The organism is Azospirillum brasilense (assembly GCF_007827815.1).
Taxonomy (GTDB): Bacteria; Pseudomonadota; Alphaproteobacteria; order Azospirillales; family Azospirillaceae; genus Azospirillum; species Azospirillum brasilense_C.
The window spans coordinates 150,215-166,133 of record NZ_VITH01000005.1 but is presented as its reverse complement, the minus strand read 5'-3'; the positions used below and the strand labels follow the sequence as shown (position 1 = coordinate 166,133).

Sequence of the window (15,919 nt, the reverse complement as noted above, 5' to 3'; positions counted from 1 at the left end):
TGGCGCGGGTCGGTGTGCGCCGCGGAATCGCGACGGCGGCGCACCATCAAGGTGTGTTCCGTCGGACACACTGTTCCTTCATTGCTGCAACTTTGCGATTTCCGGCTTGCTGGCGTCCCCGCATCTGCGTACCACAGAGCCAGCCAGGACGTTAACCGGGCTGAAAATTCTGCTGCCAGGATGGAGGCAACAATCATGAACCGTTATCTGCTCGCGGGCTGCGCCGCTGCCGCTCTGGCTCTGGGTGCCGGCGCTGCCAACGCTCAGGCCAAGTTTGAAGTCAAGGTCGGCGGCGACGCCTACTTCGAAGGCGGCTACGTCAACGAAGACCGCGACCAGGGCGCCCGTTCGGTTGACTTCCGCAACCGCTTCCGCGTCATCGTGACCCCGACCGCCAAGGCCGACAACGGCCTGGAGTACGGCGGCCGCATCCGTATGCGCGCCAACTCGGGCGCCAACAACGCCCGCACGATGGACGCCGACCGCGGCTACATCTTCGCGCAGGGCGCGTTCGGTCAGGTCCAGATGGGCGTGACCAACTCCTTCAACGACGCCACCTACGTCACTGCCCCGCAGGATTACCTGCAGCTCGGCATCTATGACGGCGTCACCGCCTGGATCGGTCAGACCACCGACATCGCCGGCGGCCTGGGCGGCCTGAACGGTTCGATGCTCAGCCAGTCGCTGGTCGTCGAGAACAACGCGACCAAGATCGTGTACTTCTCGCCGCGCTTCGCCGGCCTGCAGGTGGGCGCCAGCTACACCCCGCGCAACGACGACTCGCACGCCTCGGTCAACCGCGCTGACCTGACCCCGGTCACCGCCACCGGCCGCGGCTTCTCGACCACGTTCGAGGATCTGGTCGAAGTCGGCGCCAACTACAGCAACACCTTCGGCGGCGTTTCGCTGAAGGCCAGCGCTGGCTACTACTGGGGCAACGCCGCCGGCACGACCACGGTCGGCGCCAGCGTCGAGGACCTGAACGCCTGGCAGGTTGGCGCCCAGGTTGGCTACGCCGGCTTCTCGCTCGGCGGTTCGTACACCGACTTCGGTGAGTCGGGCCAGATCCAGACCGCGACCTCGGACAACGAGAAGAGCCGCCTCTGGGTTGTCGGCGCTCAGTACACCGCCGGCCCGATCGTCGTCGGCGCCAACTACAAGAACGGCAAGGACGCTGGCAGCCTCTACACCGCCGGCAGCCGCAAGCTGGAAGTCTACGAGTTCGGCGCGGGCTACACCGTCGCTCCGGGCCTGACCCTGCAGGCTCAGTACGACTACTTCAAGGCCGACAGCGACCTGAGCACGGCCGCTGTGGACCTGGACAACGACGGTCACGTCGTCCTGCTCCGTACGGTCCTGGCGTTCTAATCTGCGGTCATCCGTGGATGGAGAAGGGCGGTGGCTTCGGCCACCGCCCTTTTTCTTTGCGCATCGCCTGGGTTGCCGGGCCCGGGTTGCCGGCGTTTCGCCTTTTCCTTGCGTCGTTCGCCTCCCGCCCCGTTGCCCGACGGGGTTCGACAGGGCGCGTTCGCGTGCGCAAACTTTGTTCACTGCGCCCAAAATCTCGTCAAGCAATGTGCTATATTTACGGCATGCGGGAAAAACCAATAGCTTTCAGTTACTTATGACTGTGTCGGAATGGCAACTGTGTTACAGTTGAACCGAATTCCCTGCTGAATCACCCTTGCCGGGTAAAGGAACGAGTGGCTTAGTAGTTGGTGGGAAGCACAACCGCACGGCTCCGGTCTCCTTGGGGGCCTGCTAGAAGGATGGACCATCAATGAAGCGTTCTCTTGTTACGGGCTGCGCCGCCATCGCGATCATCGCCTGCAGCGGCGTGGCTTCCGCCCAGACCAAGTTCGAAGTCAAGATCGGCGGCGACGCGTTCTTCCAGGGCGCCTACGTCAATCAGGATCGTGACCAGGACACCCGCTCGACGGAGTTCGCCAACCGCTTCCGCGTGATCGTCACGCCGGTCGCCACGGCCGACAACGGGCTGGAGTACGGCGGCCGCGTGCGCATGCGCGCCGCCAACGGCACCGGCAACGTCCGCACCATGGACGCCGACCGCGCCTTCATCTTCGTGAACAGCGGCTTCGGCACCCTGCAGGCCGGCACGATCAACGGCCTGTCGGATGAGTTCGGCATCATCGGTCCGAACGTCGAAGGCATCGCCGGCGGTCCGGACAACAACACGGTGGAGTTCCTGGGCGGTTCGCAGACCTACTCGCTGCTGCCGACCACCACCAACAACTTCCGCGCCTTCGCGTCGGGCGACGTCGGCACCAAGGTGATCTACCTGACCCCGACCATCGCCGGCTTCCAGGGCGGCGTCTCCTACACGCCGCGCACCGGCGACTCGCACACCTCGATCAACCGCCGCCAGGACAACGGCGGCTTCCAGGACGTCGTCGAGGCCGGCGGCACCTACACCAACGAGTTCGGCGGCTTCAGCGTCGCGGCCAGCGCCTTCTACCAGTTCGGCGATGCGGTCGATGACGGCGTCGGCGTCGGCGCCACCCGCTTCGAGAAGCTCAGCTCGGTCCACGCCGGCCTGAACGTCGGCTACGGCGACTTCAAGATCGGCGGCAGCTATGCCTACAGCGGCGACAGCGGCTACGACAAGTCGCTGACCGTGAAGGAGAAGCAGGACATCTGGATCGTCGGCGCCCAGTACGCCACCGGCCCGTTCATCCTGGCCGCCAACTACTCGCAGTCGCGCTCCAACGGCACCAGCCCGAACACCGGCTTCGTGGCCCCGGTCAAGGCCGAGCTGTATCAGGCCGGCGTGACCTACACCATCGCGCCCGGCCTGACCACGGGCCTGGAGTACAGCTACCTCGACCTCGACTCGAAGATGACGACGCTGGACAACGGCGGCATCAACCCCGACGACCGCGCGCACATCATCATGATCGACACCCGTCTGGCCTTCTGATCGGCCTGACGCCCGTTGAAAAAGAGAACGGCGGCGGATACCCATCCGCCGCCGTTTTCCTTTGGGCGCCGTTTTCCTTTGGCGCCGTTTTCCTTTGGCCTTGGCCCGCTACTTCTTGGTCGCGGGCGCCGCTTCGGTCTCGCAGAGCAACAGGATCGCCGCGTCCTCCATCGGCGTCCAGACGGCGAGCAGGCGCTGCTTGGCCTTCTCCGCCGTGTAGGCGGTTGTCCCCGGATCGCGGACGGAGCGGACCTTCACCTCGCCCAGCTTCCAGCCGGCCTTGCGGAAGCCGCCCAGGGTGGACTCCAGGATCTGGTCGCGGCGGGCGTCGTCGTCCTTCTTGAACTCCCAACCGTAATTTTCCTGCTTGGTGCAGCGCCGGTTGAGGTCGGCGGCCGCCGCGCCCAAGAATTCCTTGTAGGTGCCGTCGTCCTGCAGCGGGAACGGTTGCACGGCGAAGGGCGCCTGGGCGATGGCCGATCCGGCCACCGTCTTCGGAGCCTCCTTCGGAGCTTCCTTGCCGGCGGCGGGCTTCCCGCCATTCTGGCTCCCGGCGTTCTGGCCACCGGTGCTCTGGGCAAGGGCGCTGCCGGCCGTGAACGGCGCGGCCCCCAGAATCAGCGCCGACAGGATCAGGGGACGCATCCAACCACGCATGCCGTGTTCTCCTCGGGGTGCTTGCGTTTCGTCGGTCCGTCCGTTACCACGCCCTCCGGTCCCTGTACAGGCAGGCGCCGCAGCCGGGGCAGCACAAAGGGGGGAGGACGGCCATGTCCGCTTCGCACACCGATCCATCAGACGGCACCGTCACGACCCGGCTGGAGGCCGTCCGCCGCTCCATCCGGGAAGGCTGCGCCGCCGGCGGGCGCGATGCCGGTGCGGTGACCCTGGTCGCCGTCTCGAAGACCCATCCGGTCGAGGCGGTGGAGGAGGCCCTGGCCGCCGGCCAGCGCGTGTTCGGAGAGAACCGCGTGCAGGAGGCCAAAGCGAAGTTCCCCGCCCTGCGCGAGCGCTTCCCGGACCTGGAGCTGCACCTGATCGGCCCGCTCCAGACCAACAAGGTCAAGGACGCGGTGGCCCTGTTCGACGTGATCCAGACGGTGGACCGGCCCAAGCTGGCCGAGGCGCTCGCCGAGGAGATGGCACGCAGCGGGCGCCGCCCGCGCTGCCTGATCGAGGTCAACACCGGCGAGGAACCGCAGAAGGCCGGCATTCCCCCGGCGGAGCTGGACGGTTTCCTGGCGGCCTGCCGGGACAATTGGACGCTGCCGGTGAGCGGCCTGATGTGCATCCCGCCGGTGGACGAGGAACCGGCGATGCATTTCGCCCTGCTCGCCGACATGGCGCGGCGCGCCGGCCTGCCCGAGGTCAGCATGGGGATGAGCGGCGATTACGAGACGGCGATCCGCTTCGGCGCCACCCATGTGCGGGTCGGCACGGCGATCTTCGGCGCCCGCCCCACCCCCGCCGCCGGTTAGCGCCGCCTAGCCCACCGGGTCCGTCACGGTCAGCGCGGTGCCCGGCGCGCAGTCCTTGAGAAGACGCAGCAGGTCCGGCAGGGGAAGCGCGACGCAGCCCGCCGTGGGCGCCCGGTCGGGCCGCGCCACATGCATGAACACGGCGCTGCCCAGGCCCGGCACCACCGGGTCGTCGTTGTGCCCCATCACCACGATGACGTCGTAGACATGGTCGTCGCGCCACAGCTCCTCGTGGCTGGCGGCGCAGGGGCGCTTGACCGGACGGTTGTAGGCGGGGTCGGCCGGATCGTCGCACCAGCCGTCGTCGGGCGCGATGGGCGAGGCCGGCAGACCAGTCTCGGGCCGCTCCAGCCGGTCGGGGCGCCACAGCACGCGGCGCAGCGCGAAGCGGCCGACCGGGGTGGCGCCGTCGCCCTCCCGCTTGTCGGCGCGGATGCCGCCGCGGCCCAGCACGCAGCGGAACGACCCGCCGGGCCAGTCGAGACGGCCTTCGGACGGCGGATCCTCAAGACGAACCGTGATCTCCATCGCCCTTCCTTCACCCGCAGCCGGGCTTCATGACGCTCAGCCCGACACCCGCAGGCTGGGCGCCTGGGTCTGTGCAGCCCGCCGGCCCTGCTCGTACTTGGCCAGGTTGCGCATCATCGTCTCAGACAGCATGTCCGGTGTCACGGGCGCGAACGCGTTGCTGTTGGCCGCCGTCGGCGGCGTGTTCGCCGGGGCGGCGTTCGCCTGCGCGGCCGCGTTGGTCGGCGCGGCCGCGGCTCCGGTTCCGGTTGCGGCGTCCGGTTGAGCCGCGGGCGCCTGGGCCTCCGCGGCCTTCCGGGCGCCGGAGGGGGCCGCGGCGGCGGCGAAGCCGATGGTGGAGGGGTGCGGCTTGGCGGCGTATTTGGCCATCAGGCTGTTCGCCAGCGGGGTGTCGCGCGCCGGCATGCGCGAGGGATGCGGCGTGTCCGTCAGGCCATCGCGCCCGGACCCGCCCATCGCCGCCCCCACCCCGTGCGACGGGGCCGTGGACCGCTTGGCGTCCGGCAACTCCGCGGTGACGGTGCGGGCCGGCTGGGCGTCCGCCGCCGCAGCGGCCACGGCCGGCGTCGAGGTTCCGGTGGCGGAGTCCGGCAGGGCGGCCATCGCGGTGGCTCCGGAAGTGCCGGGGGGAGTGTGGCCGGTGGCGGTGTCCCCGTCGAAGCCGAGCGACGCCATGATCTGCCCGCCGATGTCCTTGCCCTGGGCCTGCTCCACCACCGCGTTGGCGATGGACGCCATGCCGCCCAGCGGGCCGCCGAACAGGATGCCGCCGATGACCTTCGACGACGGCTTGATCGTGTCGCCGGTGATCTCGCGGTAGACGGTGTTGACGAGGGGGATGTGCTGAAGCGGGTTGATGATGTCCAGGAAGTCGCCGAAGGACATCTCGGCCTCGGCCTCGTACCGGTCGGGGCTGTCCCGGCTTTCCATCACCGTGAGGGCGGGTGCCGCTTGGGCCGGCGACCGATCGCGCTGCACCGGCCGCGGAGCGGCGGCGGCGTCGATGGTGGTGGCGTCGATGGCCATGGGCGGTCTCCCGTCGCGGTGTCCAGCCCTACCCTAAGCAACCGGCGTGCCAGTTCTCCGGGCTGAAATCCCGCCCGATCGGGCGCTTTCGGTCCGGGTCCGGACCGCGACCCGGCAAGAGCTGCCGGGCAAGGGACGTTTCCTGCCCCCCGAAGAGTCGATTCTCGGAAGAGGCCGTCTCAGAACATGTGGCCGCTGCGCTCCGCCTTGGTGCGCAGATAGCCTTCGTTGTGGCCGTTGGACGGGAAGATGTGGGGAACGCGCTCGACCACCTCGATCCCGCAGCGGGCGAGCTGGCGCAGCTTCTCCGGGTTGTTGGTCATCAGCCGCACGGCGGTGAAGCCGAGCTGGCGCAGCATCTCCGCCGCCGGCAGATAGACCCGCTCGTCCGCCTCGAATCCCAGGATCTCGTTGGCGTCCACCGTGTCGAAGCCGCGGTCCTGGATGCGGTAGGCGCGCAGCTTGTTGACGAGGCCGATCCCCCGCCCCTCCTGCGCCAGATAGAGCAGGACGCCGCTGCCCTGCCGGGCGATCTCGGCGATGGCGCCGCGCAGCTGCTGGCCGCAGTCGCAGCGCAAAGACCCCAGCAGGTCGCCGGTGAAGCATTCCGAATGCAGGCGGGCCAGCACCGGCTCGCCCGCCACCGGGGTGCCGACGATGATCGCCAGATGCTCCGGCCCGCCGTCGATGGGGCGGAAGGCGGCGATGCTGGTGTTCTCGGCGCCGGACAGCGGGACACGGGCCTCGGCCACCCGGCGCAGCGTGCGCACCACATGGACGCGATAGTCGGCGATGTCGCGGGCGCGGACCAGCAACAGGTCGTGCTTCGCCGCCCATTCCGCGGCGCTGCCGGTTTGGCCGGCGGCTGTGTGTCCGGTGGCCGAGGCGACGATGGCCGGGGCGACGATGGCCGCCGGCAGCAACCGCGCCAGACGGGCGAGGTCCACCGCGGCGGTCTCGCGCGACCCGGGGTCCATGGCCGTGGCGGTCAGGCCGTCCGGCATCGCTCCGTCCGGGCGGTGTTCGGGGTCGCCCAGCGCGTGGGCCTCGTCCGCGGTCAGGCAGCGGGGAAGCGACAGGGCGACGACGCCCGTGCCCTCCCCCATCAGCTTCAGCACGGTGGCGCGGCGGCGGGTGACGGCCAGGACCGGCGCGGCGCCGGTGAGCTGCACCAGCCGCTGCACGGCGTCGATCGCCACGGATTCCACCGACACCGCGGCGCCGACGCTGCCGTCGGCGGTCTCGATGGCGACGGCCTCGCCCCGGCGCAGGGCGGCCGTGGCCCGGTCGACCGCGCGCATGGCGGCTTCGTCCATGGGCAGGACGGCTTCGGGCGGGGCGGAGTCGGACGGGGCGTCGGCGTACATAACGGAGGCTTCGCGTGCTGCGCCCCGAAGGGCGAAAGATCCCGACATGGGTCGGAGAGCGCCGGAAGCAAAGCGCAGGTGGCGCACCCCTGTCCAGCAAATCCCGCGCGCCACACCGTTGCCGGTGGTGCAACGGTGGCGCAAAGCGCCGCCGGTGCGGGCGAATCCACCTTGCGCTATGGTCGCCGTCTTCACTTCCTCCCCTGCACGCGAGACCCATCGCCATGGCAGACCAGCCGGCCCTGCATCTCCTCCTCCCCGCCAACCGGGCGCCGGGCGGCTACGCGGAACGCTTGGCGCTGGCGCTGGAGGCGCAGGGACAGAGCGTCCTGCGGCATCCCCTGCCCGGCGATTACCCGCGGCTCGACGCCTCGGCGGTGCTGGCGGCGGACATCGCGCTGTCGCGCCTGCCGGACGGCGCGCGGGCACTGGTCGACGGCGGCGCCCTGCCCGGCCTCGCCGCCGCCCTGGCGATGGACAGCCGGCGCCTGAGGATCGTCGCGCTGGTGGAACGGCTGCTCTGCCGGGAGCCCGGCCTGAGCGGGGAGGACGCCGCCGCCCGCCGCCATCTGGAACAGGGCACGCTGGCGCTGACGCGCGCCGTCGCCGTGCCGGACGCCGCAACGGCGCGGGCGGTGGTGGACCTCGCCCTCGCCCCGGAGACGGCGGTCATCCTTTCCCCGGACGCCGCCGGGGCCGCGCGGCTGGGCAGCCTGTGGGGCGCCTGAGGCTTGTCTTCCGGTTGTCTTCGGCCCTTCCGATAAGTCTAGGGCAATCCCGCGCGGGCCATGATAAGTTCCGCGCCCGGAGCCACCGGTGAACGCCCCCGAATGACGCTTGCGAAACGCATCCTTCTGATCGACGACGACACCGCCCTCCGGCAGTCCCTCGCCGAACAGCTCCAGCTTCTGGAGGAATTCGAGACGGTGGAGGCCGGGGACGGCGCCTCGGCGCTGGCCGTGGCGCGGGAGGGCGGTTTCGCCGCCATCCTGCTCGACGTCGGGCTGCCGGACATGGACGGGCGCGACCTCTGCCGCCTGCTGCGGCGCGAGGGGGTGCGCTGCCCGGTGATCATGCTGACCGCGGCGGCGTCCGACGCCGACACCATCCTGGGGCTCGATTCAGGGGCCAGCGACTACGTCACCAAGCCCTTCCGCATGGGGGTGCTGCTGGCCCGGCTGCGCGCCCACCTCCGCGTCCACGAGCAGAGCGAGGACGCCGTCTTCACCATCGGCCCCTACAGCTTCCGCCCGGCGGGCAAGCTGCTGCTGGCCGACGGCGGCGCCCGCAAGATCCGTCTGACCGAGAAGGAAACGGCGATCCTGAAATACCTGTACCGGGCCGGCGGCGCGGTGATCGGGCGGGAGACGCTGCTCGGCGAGGTGTGGGGCTACAACGCCGGGGTCACCACCCACACGCTGGAAACCCACGTCTACCGCCTGCGCCAGAAGATCGAGCGCGATCCGTCCAACGCCGAGATCCTGGTGACGGAGCCCGGCGGCTACCGGCTGGTGCCCTGACCGCCGGTTACCGCCGGTTCGCCGATCCCCGGACCGTCTCTTGCCGGCCTGCCGCAGCGCGGAACCATCTCCCTGCCTGCCCATTGAAAGGATTGATTTCCGCGCCGCTCCGGCGCGGACCCCCGTCGGGCAAGGAGATGACGTCTTGGTAGCCATCGTCGATCACGGCAGACCGGCAAGGGCCATCCATCCCTTGCACGCGGTGCTGCTCGCCGCCTCCCTTCCATTGTTCCTGGGGGGCCTGCTCTGCGACATCGCCTATTCCAGGAGCTTCGAGATCCAGTGGAGCAACTTCGCCGCCTGGCTGATCGCCGGCGGCATGGTCTTCGCCGGCGTCTCGCTCCTCTGGGCCTTCATCGACCTGTTCCGCGCCGGCCGGCGTCGCGGTCGCGGGCTCGCCTATTTCGTGCTGCTGGTCATCACCGTCGCGCTCGGCCTCGTCAATGCCTTCGTGCACGCGCGGGACGCCTGGGGAATCATGCCGGAGGGCCTGATCCTGTCGGCGGCCGTCACCGTGACCGCCGTCCTGGCGACCTGGTTCGGTTTCTCCAGCTTCCGCATGAGCCATCTCACAGGCCAACCCATGGGCCGCCATGCGGGCCGCCACACGGGAGTGACACGATGAAACGCTCCAGCCTGCTGGCCGCCGCCGCACTCGTCGCCCTGCTGACCGCCTGCGACGACGGCACCCCGTCGCCGCCCGTCTACGGCGCCAACCCGCCCCTGCCGGAGCAGCAACAGGGCCTGCTGCCCAGCATGAAGATCGCCAAGCCCGCCAACTGGGGGGACCGGAAGCCGACCGTGCCGGAGGGCTTCACCGTTACGGCGATTGCCACCGACCTCGGCATCCCGCGGCAGACCCTGGTGCTTCCCAACGGCGACATCCTGGTCGCCGAAGGCCGGGGCGGCTCGGCCCCGCCGCTGCGGCCCAAGGACCTGATCGCCGGCATCATCAAGGCCAAGGGCACGACCTCGGTGCCGAGCGGCAACCGCATCACCCTGCTGCGCGACGCCGACGGCGACGGCCGGTACGAGGAGCGCACGGTCTTCGCCGACCATCTGAACGCGCCCTACGGTTTGGCCTTCGCGAACGGCCAGATCTACGTCGCGAACCAGGACGCGCTGGTGCGCTTTCCCTACCGCGAGGGCCAGACCCGCGCCGAGGGGCCGCCGGAGAAGGTCACCGACCTGCCCGCCTACATCAACCACCACTGGACCAAGTCGCTGGCCGCCAGCCCGGACGGGCGGTTCCTCTATGTCGGCATCGGCTCCAACAGCAACATCACGGAACGTGGGATGCCCGCCGAGGCCGACCGCGCGATGGTCTGGGAGATCGACGCGAAGACGGGCGCGCACCGGCCCTACGCCACGGGCTTGCGCAACCCGACTGCGCTGGCCATCCAGCCGGGAACGGGCACGCTGTGGGCGGTGGTGAACGAGCGCGACGAGCTTGGCCCCAACCTCGTGCCCGATTACCTGACCTCGGTCCGCGAGGGCGGCTTCTACGGCTGGCCCTACAGCTATTGGGGCCAGAACGTCGATCCGCGCGCCCAGCCGCAGAAGCCCGAGCTGGTCGCCGCGGCGATCAAGCCGGACTATGCTCTGGGCTCGCACGTCGCGGCCCTCGGCGTCGCCTTCTCCTCGCCGGTGATGGGCGAGCGCTTCGCCGACGGCGTGTTCGTCGGCGAGCATGGCAGTTGGAACCGCAGCGTGCCCAGCGGCTACAAGGTGATCTTCGTCCCCTTCCGCGACGGCGCCCCCGCCGGGGATCCGGTCGAGGTGGTGACCGGCTTCATGGGCGACGACGGCAACACCTACGGCCGGCCGGTCGGCGTCACGGTGGACCCCAAGGGCGCGCTGATCGTTGCCGACGATCTGTCCAACACGGTCTGGCGTGTCGCGGTGACCGACCGCTCGCCGACCGCGCAGGCACCGGCCGAAGCGCCGGCCGACATGGGCAGCGCGACGACCGAAGGCAACGGGTCGTCCAATTGATGGGGCCAATTGATGGGGCCAACTGACGCGAAGGACCTGTTCAGGGCCGCTTGCCGGGCGGCCCTGACGGTCTCGACGTGTTGCGGTCGGAGATGGTGACGGCGACCGGATAACCCATCCAGCGCTGGCGCTTGCCCTCCAGCGCGGCCCCACCGCGCGCCGACCCGGCCGGCCGGCCGCCGCCCCACAGGCCGCGGCCGCGCGGCACCACGGGCAGCAGGCGGATCTTCCGCCCGACGATGGCCAGACGGCGGCGCCAATGGGCGACCAGCTTGGGCGAGGTGCCGACCCGCCGGGCGATCTCGTGATCGGCCAGCAGGGCGCTGTTCGGGTCCTGCAGCAGGTCGAGGATGGCGCGACGCTTGTCCAGGCTGGTGTGGCGGCTGTGCTTGCGCTCCAGCGCCTTGCCGAGGTCCCAGAGTTTCTCGGCCGTCTCGCGGGCGAGGCCGCGCCAGCGGTCGGCCTCCTCGCGCTGGCGCTCCATGTCGCCGTTGCTCTTTTCAAGCTGCCGCTTCAGCCCGGCGACCTCCAGCTCCAAATCGCGCACTTGGCGGCGCAGCCCCTGGACGAGCTGGTCGGGCGGCGGCGGACGGTCGGGCGGCGGAGCGCTGGCGGCGGGCGGCGGTTCCGGAGCGGTGGAAACCGGACGGGCACCGCGGGCGAGATCGCGGAACGACAGGCCGGCCCTCGACAGCATGATGCGCGCGGCGCGCAGAGCGGACTGGGCCTCGCCCTGATGCTCCGACTCGGCCATGGCGAGCACTTTGGCGAGTTTGTCTGGGTCCATCCGAGGGGTCGGGGTCCGGAGGCGATTTTTCGCGTCGATGGGCGAACGGGCGCAAACTACCACATCTTATTGGATTGGGCATCTCCGCATCTCGGCGGTGCGGCACGCCTTTTCCTCCTACCCCCGTCCCGCGCCATCCCCCCTTCCGTCGAGGCGGATCGGCTCCCCCCTGGTCACCCTATGCGGCCCCGGATCGACCATCGGACGGTTCGGAGGGTCGTTTCGTGAAGCAACCTTTTCACTCGACTCGCGACGGTCCTACCGCCAAATTGTCGGTACCATGACGGCACGAACCGTTTCCGACGCCTGTTCCGGTGCGCCCGACACCCCGCCGGACTTCACCGTCCGCTTCTGGGGCGTGCGTGGCAGCATCGCTTCCCCGGGACCGGACACGGTCCGCTACGGCGGCAACACCCCCTGCGTCGAGCTGCGCTGCGGGGACGCTCTTCTGGTCCTCGACGCCGGCACCGGCCTGCGCCCGCTGGGCGAGGCGCTGATGCGCCAGGGCGAACCGGTGGACGTCGACCTGCTGCTGACCCACAGCCATCTCGACCACATCTGCGGCCTGCCCTTCTTCGCGCCGGCCTTCGACGCGGCCAGCCGCGTGCGGATCAGGGCCGGCCATCTGGAGCGGGAGCGGACGATGCGCTCCGTTTTGGAATGCATGATGTCGGCGCCGCTGTTCCCGGTGCCGGTGGAAATCTTCCGGGCCGACTGCACCTTCCACGACTTCGTCAGCGGCCAGACGCTGGCGGTGAAGCCGGGCGTCACCGTGCGCACCGCCGCGCTGAACCACCCGGACGGGGCCACCGGGTACCGCGTGGAGTTCGCCGGGCGCAGCCTGTGCTACGTCACCGACACCGAGCACCCGGCCGAGGGCCGCGACCCCGCCGTGATGGAGCTGGTGCGCGGCAGCGACCTGCTGATCTACGACTGCACCTACACCGACGCCGAATACGCCGCCCGCGTCGGCTGGGGCCATTCGACCTGGGAGGAGTGCCTGCGCATCGCCGACGAGGCCGGGGTGAAGCGCGCGGTCATCTTCCACCACGACCCCCGGCGCACCGACGCCGACCTGGACGTCATCGCCACCGCCGCCGAGGCCCGGCGCCCCGGAACGCTGGTCGCCCGCGAAGGCATGGCGCTTCCCCTCTGATCGGCAACTATCCCCTTGGACAGTGATGCGCCGATGACACGGCCAAGCCTCCGTTCGCGTCCCGTGGCCCGTTGTCACTGCCGGATCGTGTGACAATTATGGTATGAAAACCGCCTGCAACCGCAGAGAGAACTCTGGGGAGACGCATGCGGCATCTTCTGCGCTTATCGTTGCTGGGCCTGCTTGCCGGCGGAACGCTCGCCGGCTGCGCCTCCACTCCGGGTCCCCAGGCCTCGTTCGATGGTGGCCCCCGCTCGATCACCCTGCACCATCCCGCCAGCGGCGAGACGGTCAGCGTCACCTACCGCCGCGCCGACGGCTATGATCCTCAAGCGCTGGACCGCATCGCCACCCTGTTCCGCGACCGCCGCACCGGCGAGACGGTGCCCGTCGATCCCACCCTGGTGGAGCTTCTCGCCGACCTGCGGGACCGCTGCGGCGCCGGCCCAGACACGCCGGTCCACATCACCTCGGGCTACCGCTCGCCGCTGACCAACGTCACGCTGGCCCGCAGCAACCCGAACGTGGCGGAGAACAGCTATCACCTGCGCGGGCAGGCCGCCGACATCTCCATTCCCGGCGTCCCGCCCCGCCGCCTCGCCGACGAGGCCGCAGCCTTGCAGCGCGGCGGCTACGCGCTCTACCCCCACACCGGCCACGTCCATGTGGACACCGGCCCGGTCCGCACCTGGAGCCCGAAGGGCGGCGATCCCCGCATCCTGGAGGCCAGGGCGAAGGCCGCGTCGGGCAAGGCGGTCGCCGCCAAGGCATCACCCGCTCCCCGGACCCAGGTCGCGGCGGCGGAGCCCGCCCCGGCGAAGCGCCCCCCGGCCAAGACCGCGCCCGCCGCCGCCCCGGCGAAGGGCAACGACGCCGACCTCGCCCGCGTCCGCATGGTGCTGGCCTCCCTCAAGGAGCAGCCGGACGCGTCGGCGAAGAAGAAGCCCTGAGGGTTACCGATACGGGTCTGCGGCGTCCCGCAGGCCGTCGCCGAGGAAGTTGAAGCTCAGCACGGTCACGATCACCGGCAGCACCGGCAGCATCAGCCAGGGGTACAGCGCCACCACGTTGATGTTCTGCGCCTCGGTCAGCAGCACCCCCCAGCTGGTGATCGGCGGGCGCAGGCCGAGGCCGAGGAAGCTCAGCGCCGTCTCGCCCAGGATCATGCCGGGAATCGCCAGCGTCGCCGAAGCGATCAGGTGGCTCATGAAGCTGGGCAGCAGATGCCGGCCGATGATGCGGGCTGGGCTGGCGCCCATCAGCTGGGCGGCGGTGGTGAAGTCCTCCTCGCGCAGGGCCAGCAGCTTGGACCGCACGGCGCGGGCGAGGCCCGTCCATTCCAGGAGGCCGAGGATCACCGTGATCCCGAAATAGATGAAGATCGGGTTCCAGGTGACGGGCAATGCTGCGGACAGGGCCATCCACAGCGGCAGCTCGGGGAAGGAGCGGATGATCTCGATCAGCCGCTGGATCAGGTTATCCACCCAGCCGCCGTAATAGCCGGCGATGCCGCCGATGACGATCCCCAGGACGAAGCTGACCGCGACGCCGATCAGCCCGATGGTCAGCGAGATGCGCGTGCCGTAGATCATCCGCGACAGCAGGTCCCGGCCCAGCCGGTCGGTGCCCATCAGGAACAGCGTCCCACCCTCCGCCGGGCAGGCGAGGTGCCAGTCGCTCTCCACCAGCCCCCAGAACTCGTAGCGGTCGCCGCGGCAGAAGAAGCGGATGGGCTGCACCTTCGCCGGGTCCGGCGTGTACTCCCGCTTTAGGATCTCCATGTCCAGGCGGTAGGTGTAGCCGTAGACGAAGGGGCCGACGAATTGCCCCTCGTGGAACAGATGCACACTCTGCGGCGGGGCGTGGATGAAGTGCGAGTTGCGGCTGTCCACCGCGTAGGGGGCCAGGACCTCGCTGACCAGGGTCGAGGCGTAGAGCAGCAGCAGCACGATCCCCGACGCCACCGCCAGCTTGTGCCGCCGCAGCTTCCACCAGACCATTCGCCATTGCGAGGCGGTGGTGAAGCGCTCCTGCTCCGGCGACAGCCGCTCGACCTCGTCGGGGTCCCAGGGGGCGGTGTCGACGCTGTGGGGCAGGGGGGTGGTGGGAGGCAGGGCGGCGCTCATCGGCTGGCTCCCCCGCTCAGGCGGATGCGCGGGTCGAGCGCGGCCAGAGCCAGATCGGACAGGAAGACGCCGATCACCGTCAGAACCGCCAGGAACATCAGGAAGGAGCCGGCCAGATACATGTCCTGGCTGCGCAGCGCCTGGAGCAGCATCGGCCCCGTCGTCGGCAGCGACATCACCACCGAGACTATGGCGGCGCCGGAGACGACCTGCGGCAGCAGGTTGCCGATGTCCGCCACGAAGGGGTTCAGCGCCACCCGCAGCGGGTATTTCACCAGAGCCCGCCCCGGCGGCAGGCCCTTGGCCCGCGCGGTGACGACGTAGGGCTTGTGCAGCTCGTCCAGCAGGTTGGCGCGCAGGCGGCGGATCATCGCGGCGGTGCCGGCGGTGCCGATGACGATCACCGGAATCCACATGTGCTCGAACACGCTCATCGCCTTGCCCCAGCTCCAGGGCTGGCCGATGTAGCGCGGGTCCATCAGCCCGCCGATCGAGGTGCCGAACCACACGTTGGCGAAATACAGCATCACCAGCGCCAACAGGAAGCTGGGCGTCGCCAGCCCCAGGAAGCCGAGGAAGGTCAGGACATAGTCGCCCAGGCTGTACTGCCGCGTCGCCGAATAGATGCCGATGGGGAAGGACACCACCCAGATGAACAGGATGGTCGCGAAGGACACGATGGCGGTCAGCGACAGCCGGTCGCCCACCACGTCCGACACCGGCAGGTTGTATTCGAAGGAATAGCCGAAGTCGCCGCGCAGCATCCCGGCCAGCCACAGCGCGTACTGCTCGTACATCGGCCGGTCGAGCCCGTAGGTCTCGCGCAGCATGGCCAGCCGGCCCTGGTCCATGCTCTCGCCCCGGCTCTGCATCTCGTTGACCAGCGTGGTCAGATAGTCGCCGGGGGGAAGCTGGATGATGACGAAGGTGATGACGCTGATCGCCAGCAGCGTCGGGATCATGATGAGGATGCGGCGGATCACGTAGCCCAGCATGGC

General features: G+C 69.8%; 16 protein-coding genes. 9 read left to right on the top strand and 7 right to left on the bottom strand.

Annotation, left to right across the window (positions count from 1 at the left end; all coding sequences use genetic code 11):
- The first annotated feature begins 195 nt into the window (after positions 1-195).
- Both FBZ83_RS11960 and FBZ83_RS11955 read left to right on the top strand, forming a co-directional pair.
- A complete protein-coding gene (locus FBZ83_RS11960) occupies positions 196-1,368 on the top strand; it encodes a porin (RefSeq protein ID WP_145682814.1) in 1,173 nt (390 codons plus the stop codon).
- A 412-nt stretch (positions 1,369-1,780) separates the two neighbouring features.
- Positions 1,781-2,938 carry a porin gene (locus FBZ83_RS11955; RefSeq protein ID WP_145682809.1) on the top strand — a complete coding sequence of 386 codons (1,158 nt, stop codon included), beginning with the start codon at positions 1,781-1,783 and terminating at the stop codon, positions 2,936-2,938.
- A gap of 108 nt (positions 2,939-3,046) precedes the next feature.
- Here the strand turns inward: FBZ83_RS11955 and FBZ83_RS11950 are convergent, their stop codons facing one another.
- Positions 3,047-3,595 (bottom strand): hypothetical protein, encoded by a 549-nt coding sequence (locus tag FBZ83_RS11950; protein WP_145682807.1) that lies wholly within the window; start codon positions 3,593-3,595, stop codon positions 3,047-3,049.
- A gap of 113 nt (positions 3,596-3,708) precedes the next feature.
- Between FBZ83_RS11950 and FBZ83_RS11945 the strand changes: the two genes are divergently transcribed.
- Positions 3,709-4,416 (top strand): YggS family pyridoxal phosphate-dependent enzyme, encoded by a 708-nt coding sequence (locus FBZ83_RS11945; RefSeq protein ID WP_145682805.1) that lies wholly within the window; start codon positions 3,709-3,711, stop codon positions 4,414-4,416.
- A gap of 6 nt (positions 4,417-4,422) precedes the next feature.
- Here FBZ83_RS11945 and FBZ83_RS11940 read toward each other — a convergent pair whose 3' ends face one another.
- From FBZ83_RS11940 to ribA, 3 genes are all read right to left on the bottom strand, one after another.
- The gene (locus FBZ83_RS11940; protein WP_145682802.1) at positions 4,423-4,944 is read right to left on the bottom strand and encodes a L,D-transpeptidase family protein; all 522 of its coding nucleotides are present in this window, start codon (positions 4,942-4,944) and stop codon (positions 4,423-4,425) included.
- 36 nt (positions 4,945-4,980) lie between these two features.
- On the bottom strand, positions 4,981-5,970 hold the full coding sequence (locus FBZ83_RS11935; protein ID WP_145682800.1) for a hypothetical protein: 990 nt from the start codon (positions 5,968-5,970) through the stop codon (positions 4,981-4,983).
- A 179-nt stretch (positions 5,971-6,149) separates the two neighbouring features.
- Positions 6,150-7,337 (bottom strand): GTP cyclohydrolase II, encoded by a 1,188-nt coding sequence (ribA, locus tag FBZ83_RS11930; RefSeq protein WP_186466049.1) that lies wholly within the window; start codon positions 7,335-7,337, stop codon positions 6,150-6,152.
- A 224-nt stretch (positions 7,338-7,561) separates the two neighbouring features.
- Here ribA and FBZ83_RS11925 point away from each other — a divergent pair, with 224 nt between their 5' ends.
- The 4 genes from FBZ83_RS11925 to FBZ83_RS11910 all read left to right on the top strand — a co-directional run bounded on the left by FBZ83_RS11925 (position 7,562) and on the right by FBZ83_RS11910 (position 10,852).
- Positions 7,562-8,065: a glycosyl transferase gene (locus FBZ83_RS11925; RefSeq protein WP_145682799.1), complete on the top strand. Its 504-nt coding sequence runs from the start codon at positions 7,562-7,564 to the stop codon at positions 8,063-8,065.
- A gap of 102 nt (positions 8,066-8,167) precedes the next feature.
- Positions 8,168-8,857: a response regulator transcription factor gene (locus FBZ83_RS11920; protein WP_145676112.1), complete on the top strand. Its 690-nt coding sequence runs from the start codon at positions 8,168-8,170 to the stop codon at positions 8,855-8,857.
- A 145-nt stretch (positions 8,858-9,002) separates the two neighbouring features.
- A complete protein-coding gene (locus FBZ83_RS11915; RefSeq protein WP_145682797.1) occupies positions 9,003-9,482 on the top strand; it encodes a DUF2231 domain-containing protein in 480 nt (159 codons plus the stop codon).
- Entirely contained in the window at positions 9,479-10,852 is a 1,374-nt protein-coding gene (locus tag FBZ83_RS11910) for a PQQ-dependent sugar dehydrogenase (protein WP_145682794.1), read from the top strand. The genes FBZ83_RS11915 and FBZ83_RS11910 overlap by 4 nt, the downstream gene beginning before the upstream one ends.
- Before the next feature lie 40 nt (positions 10,853-10,892).
- Here the strand turns inward: FBZ83_RS11910 and FBZ83_RS11905 are convergent, their stop codons facing one another.
- Positions 10,893-11,639, bottom strand: coding sequence for a hypothetical protein (locus FBZ83_RS11905; protein WP_247888273.1), 747 nt, complete (start codon positions 11,637-11,639; stop codon positions 10,893-10,895).
- 280 nt (positions 11,640-11,919) lie between these two features.
- Between FBZ83_RS11905 and FBZ83_RS11900 the strand changes: the two genes are divergently transcribed.
- Both FBZ83_RS11900 and FBZ83_RS11895 read left to right on the top strand, forming a co-directional pair.
- Positions 11,920-12,795, top strand: coding sequence for an MBL fold metallo-hydrolase (locus FBZ83_RS11900; protein ID WP_145682792.1), 876 nt, complete (start codon positions 11,920-11,922; stop codon positions 12,793-12,795).
- Between the two features lie 146 nt (positions 12,796-12,941).
- On the top strand, positions 12,942-13,745 hold the full coding sequence (locus FBZ83_RS11895; protein WP_145682790.1) for a YcbK family protein: 804 nt from the start codon (positions 12,942-12,944) through the stop codon (positions 13,743-13,745).
- Positions 13,746-13,748: 3 nt separating this feature from the next.
- Here FBZ83_RS11895 and FBZ83_RS11890 read toward each other — a convergent pair whose 3' ends face one another.
- Positions 13,749-14,921 carry an ABC transporter permease gene (locus FBZ83_RS11890; RefSeq protein WP_145682788.1) on the bottom strand — a complete coding sequence of 391 codons (1,173 nt, stop codon included), beginning with the start codon at positions 14,919-14,921 and terminating at the stop codon, positions 13,749-13,751.
- Positions 14,918-15,916 carry an ABC transporter permease gene (locus tag FBZ83_RS11885; RefSeq protein WP_145682785.1) on the bottom strand — a complete coding sequence of 333 codons (999 nt, stop codon included), beginning with the start codon at positions 15,914-15,916 and terminating at the stop codon, positions 14,918-14,920. The genes FBZ83_RS11890 and FBZ83_RS11885 overlap by 4 nt, the downstream gene beginning before the upstream one ends.
- Positions 15,917-15,919 lie beyond the last annotated feature (3 nt).

What these genes read in the sequence shown, in the direction of transcription:
- FBZ83_RS11960 (WP_145682814.1), top strand. Translation starts at nt 196, where the DNA reads ATGAACCGTTATCTGCTCGCGGGCTGCGCCGCTGCCGCTCTGGCTCTG.
- FBZ83_RS11955 (WP_145682809.1), top strand. Translation starts at nt 1,781, where the DNA reads ATGAAGCGTTCTCTTGTTACGGGCTGCGCCGCCATCGCGATCATCGCC.
- FBZ83_RS11950 (WP_145682807.1), bottom strand. Translation starts at nt 3,595, where the DNA reads ATGCGTGGTTGGATGCGTCCCCTGATCCTGTCGGCGCTGATTCTGGGG.
- FBZ83_RS11945 (WP_145682805.1), top strand. Translation starts at nt 3,709, where the DNA reads ATGTCCGCTTCGCACACCGATCCATCAGACGGCACCGTCACGACCCGG.
- FBZ83_RS11940 (WP_145682802.1), bottom strand. Translation starts at nt 4,944, where the DNA reads ATGGAGATCACGGTTCGTCTTGAGGATCCGCCGTCCGAAGGCCGTCTC.
- FBZ83_RS11935 (WP_145682800.1), bottom strand. Translation starts at nt 5,970, where the DNA reads ATGGCCATCGACGCCACCACCATCGACGCCGCCGCCGCTCCGCGGCCG.
- ribA (WP_186466049.1), bottom strand. Translation starts at nt 7,337, where the DNA reads ATGTACGCCGACGCCCCGTCCGACTCCGCCCCGCCCGAAGCCGTCCTG.
- FBZ83_RS11925 (WP_145682799.1), top strand. Translation starts at nt 7,562, where the DNA reads ATGGCAGACCAGCCGGCCCTGCATCTCCTCCTCCCCGCCAACCGGGCG.
- FBZ83_RS11920 (WP_145676112.1), top strand. Translation starts at nt 8,168, where the DNA reads ATGACGCTTGCGAAACGCATCCTTCTGATCGACGACGACACCGCCCTC.
- FBZ83_RS11910 (WP_145682794.1), top strand. Translation starts at nt 9,479, where the DNA reads ATGAAACGCTCCAGCCTGCTGGCCGCCGCCGCACTCGTCGCCCTGCTG.
- FBZ83_RS11905 (WP_247888273.1), bottom strand. Translation starts at nt 11,639, where the DNA reads ATGGACCCAGACAAACTCGCCAAAGTGCTCGCCATGGCCGAGTCGGAG.
- FBZ83_RS11900 (WP_145682792.1), top strand. Translation starts at nt 11,920, where the DNA reads ATGACGGCACGAACCGTTTCCGACGCCTGTTCCGGTGCGCCCGACACC.
- FBZ83_RS11895 (WP_145682790.1), top strand. Translation starts at nt 12,942, where the DNA reads ATGCGGCATCTTCTGCGCTTATCGTTGCTGGGCCTGCTTGCCGGCGGA.
- FBZ83_RS11890 (WP_145682788.1), bottom strand. Translation starts at nt 14,921, where the DNA reads ATGAGCGCCGCCCTGCCTCCCACCACCCCCCTGCCCCACAGCGTCGAC.
- FBZ83_RS11885 (WP_145682785.1), bottom strand. Translation starts at nt 15,916, where the DNA reads ATGCTGGGCTACGTGATCCGCCGCATCCTCATCATGATCCCGACGCTG.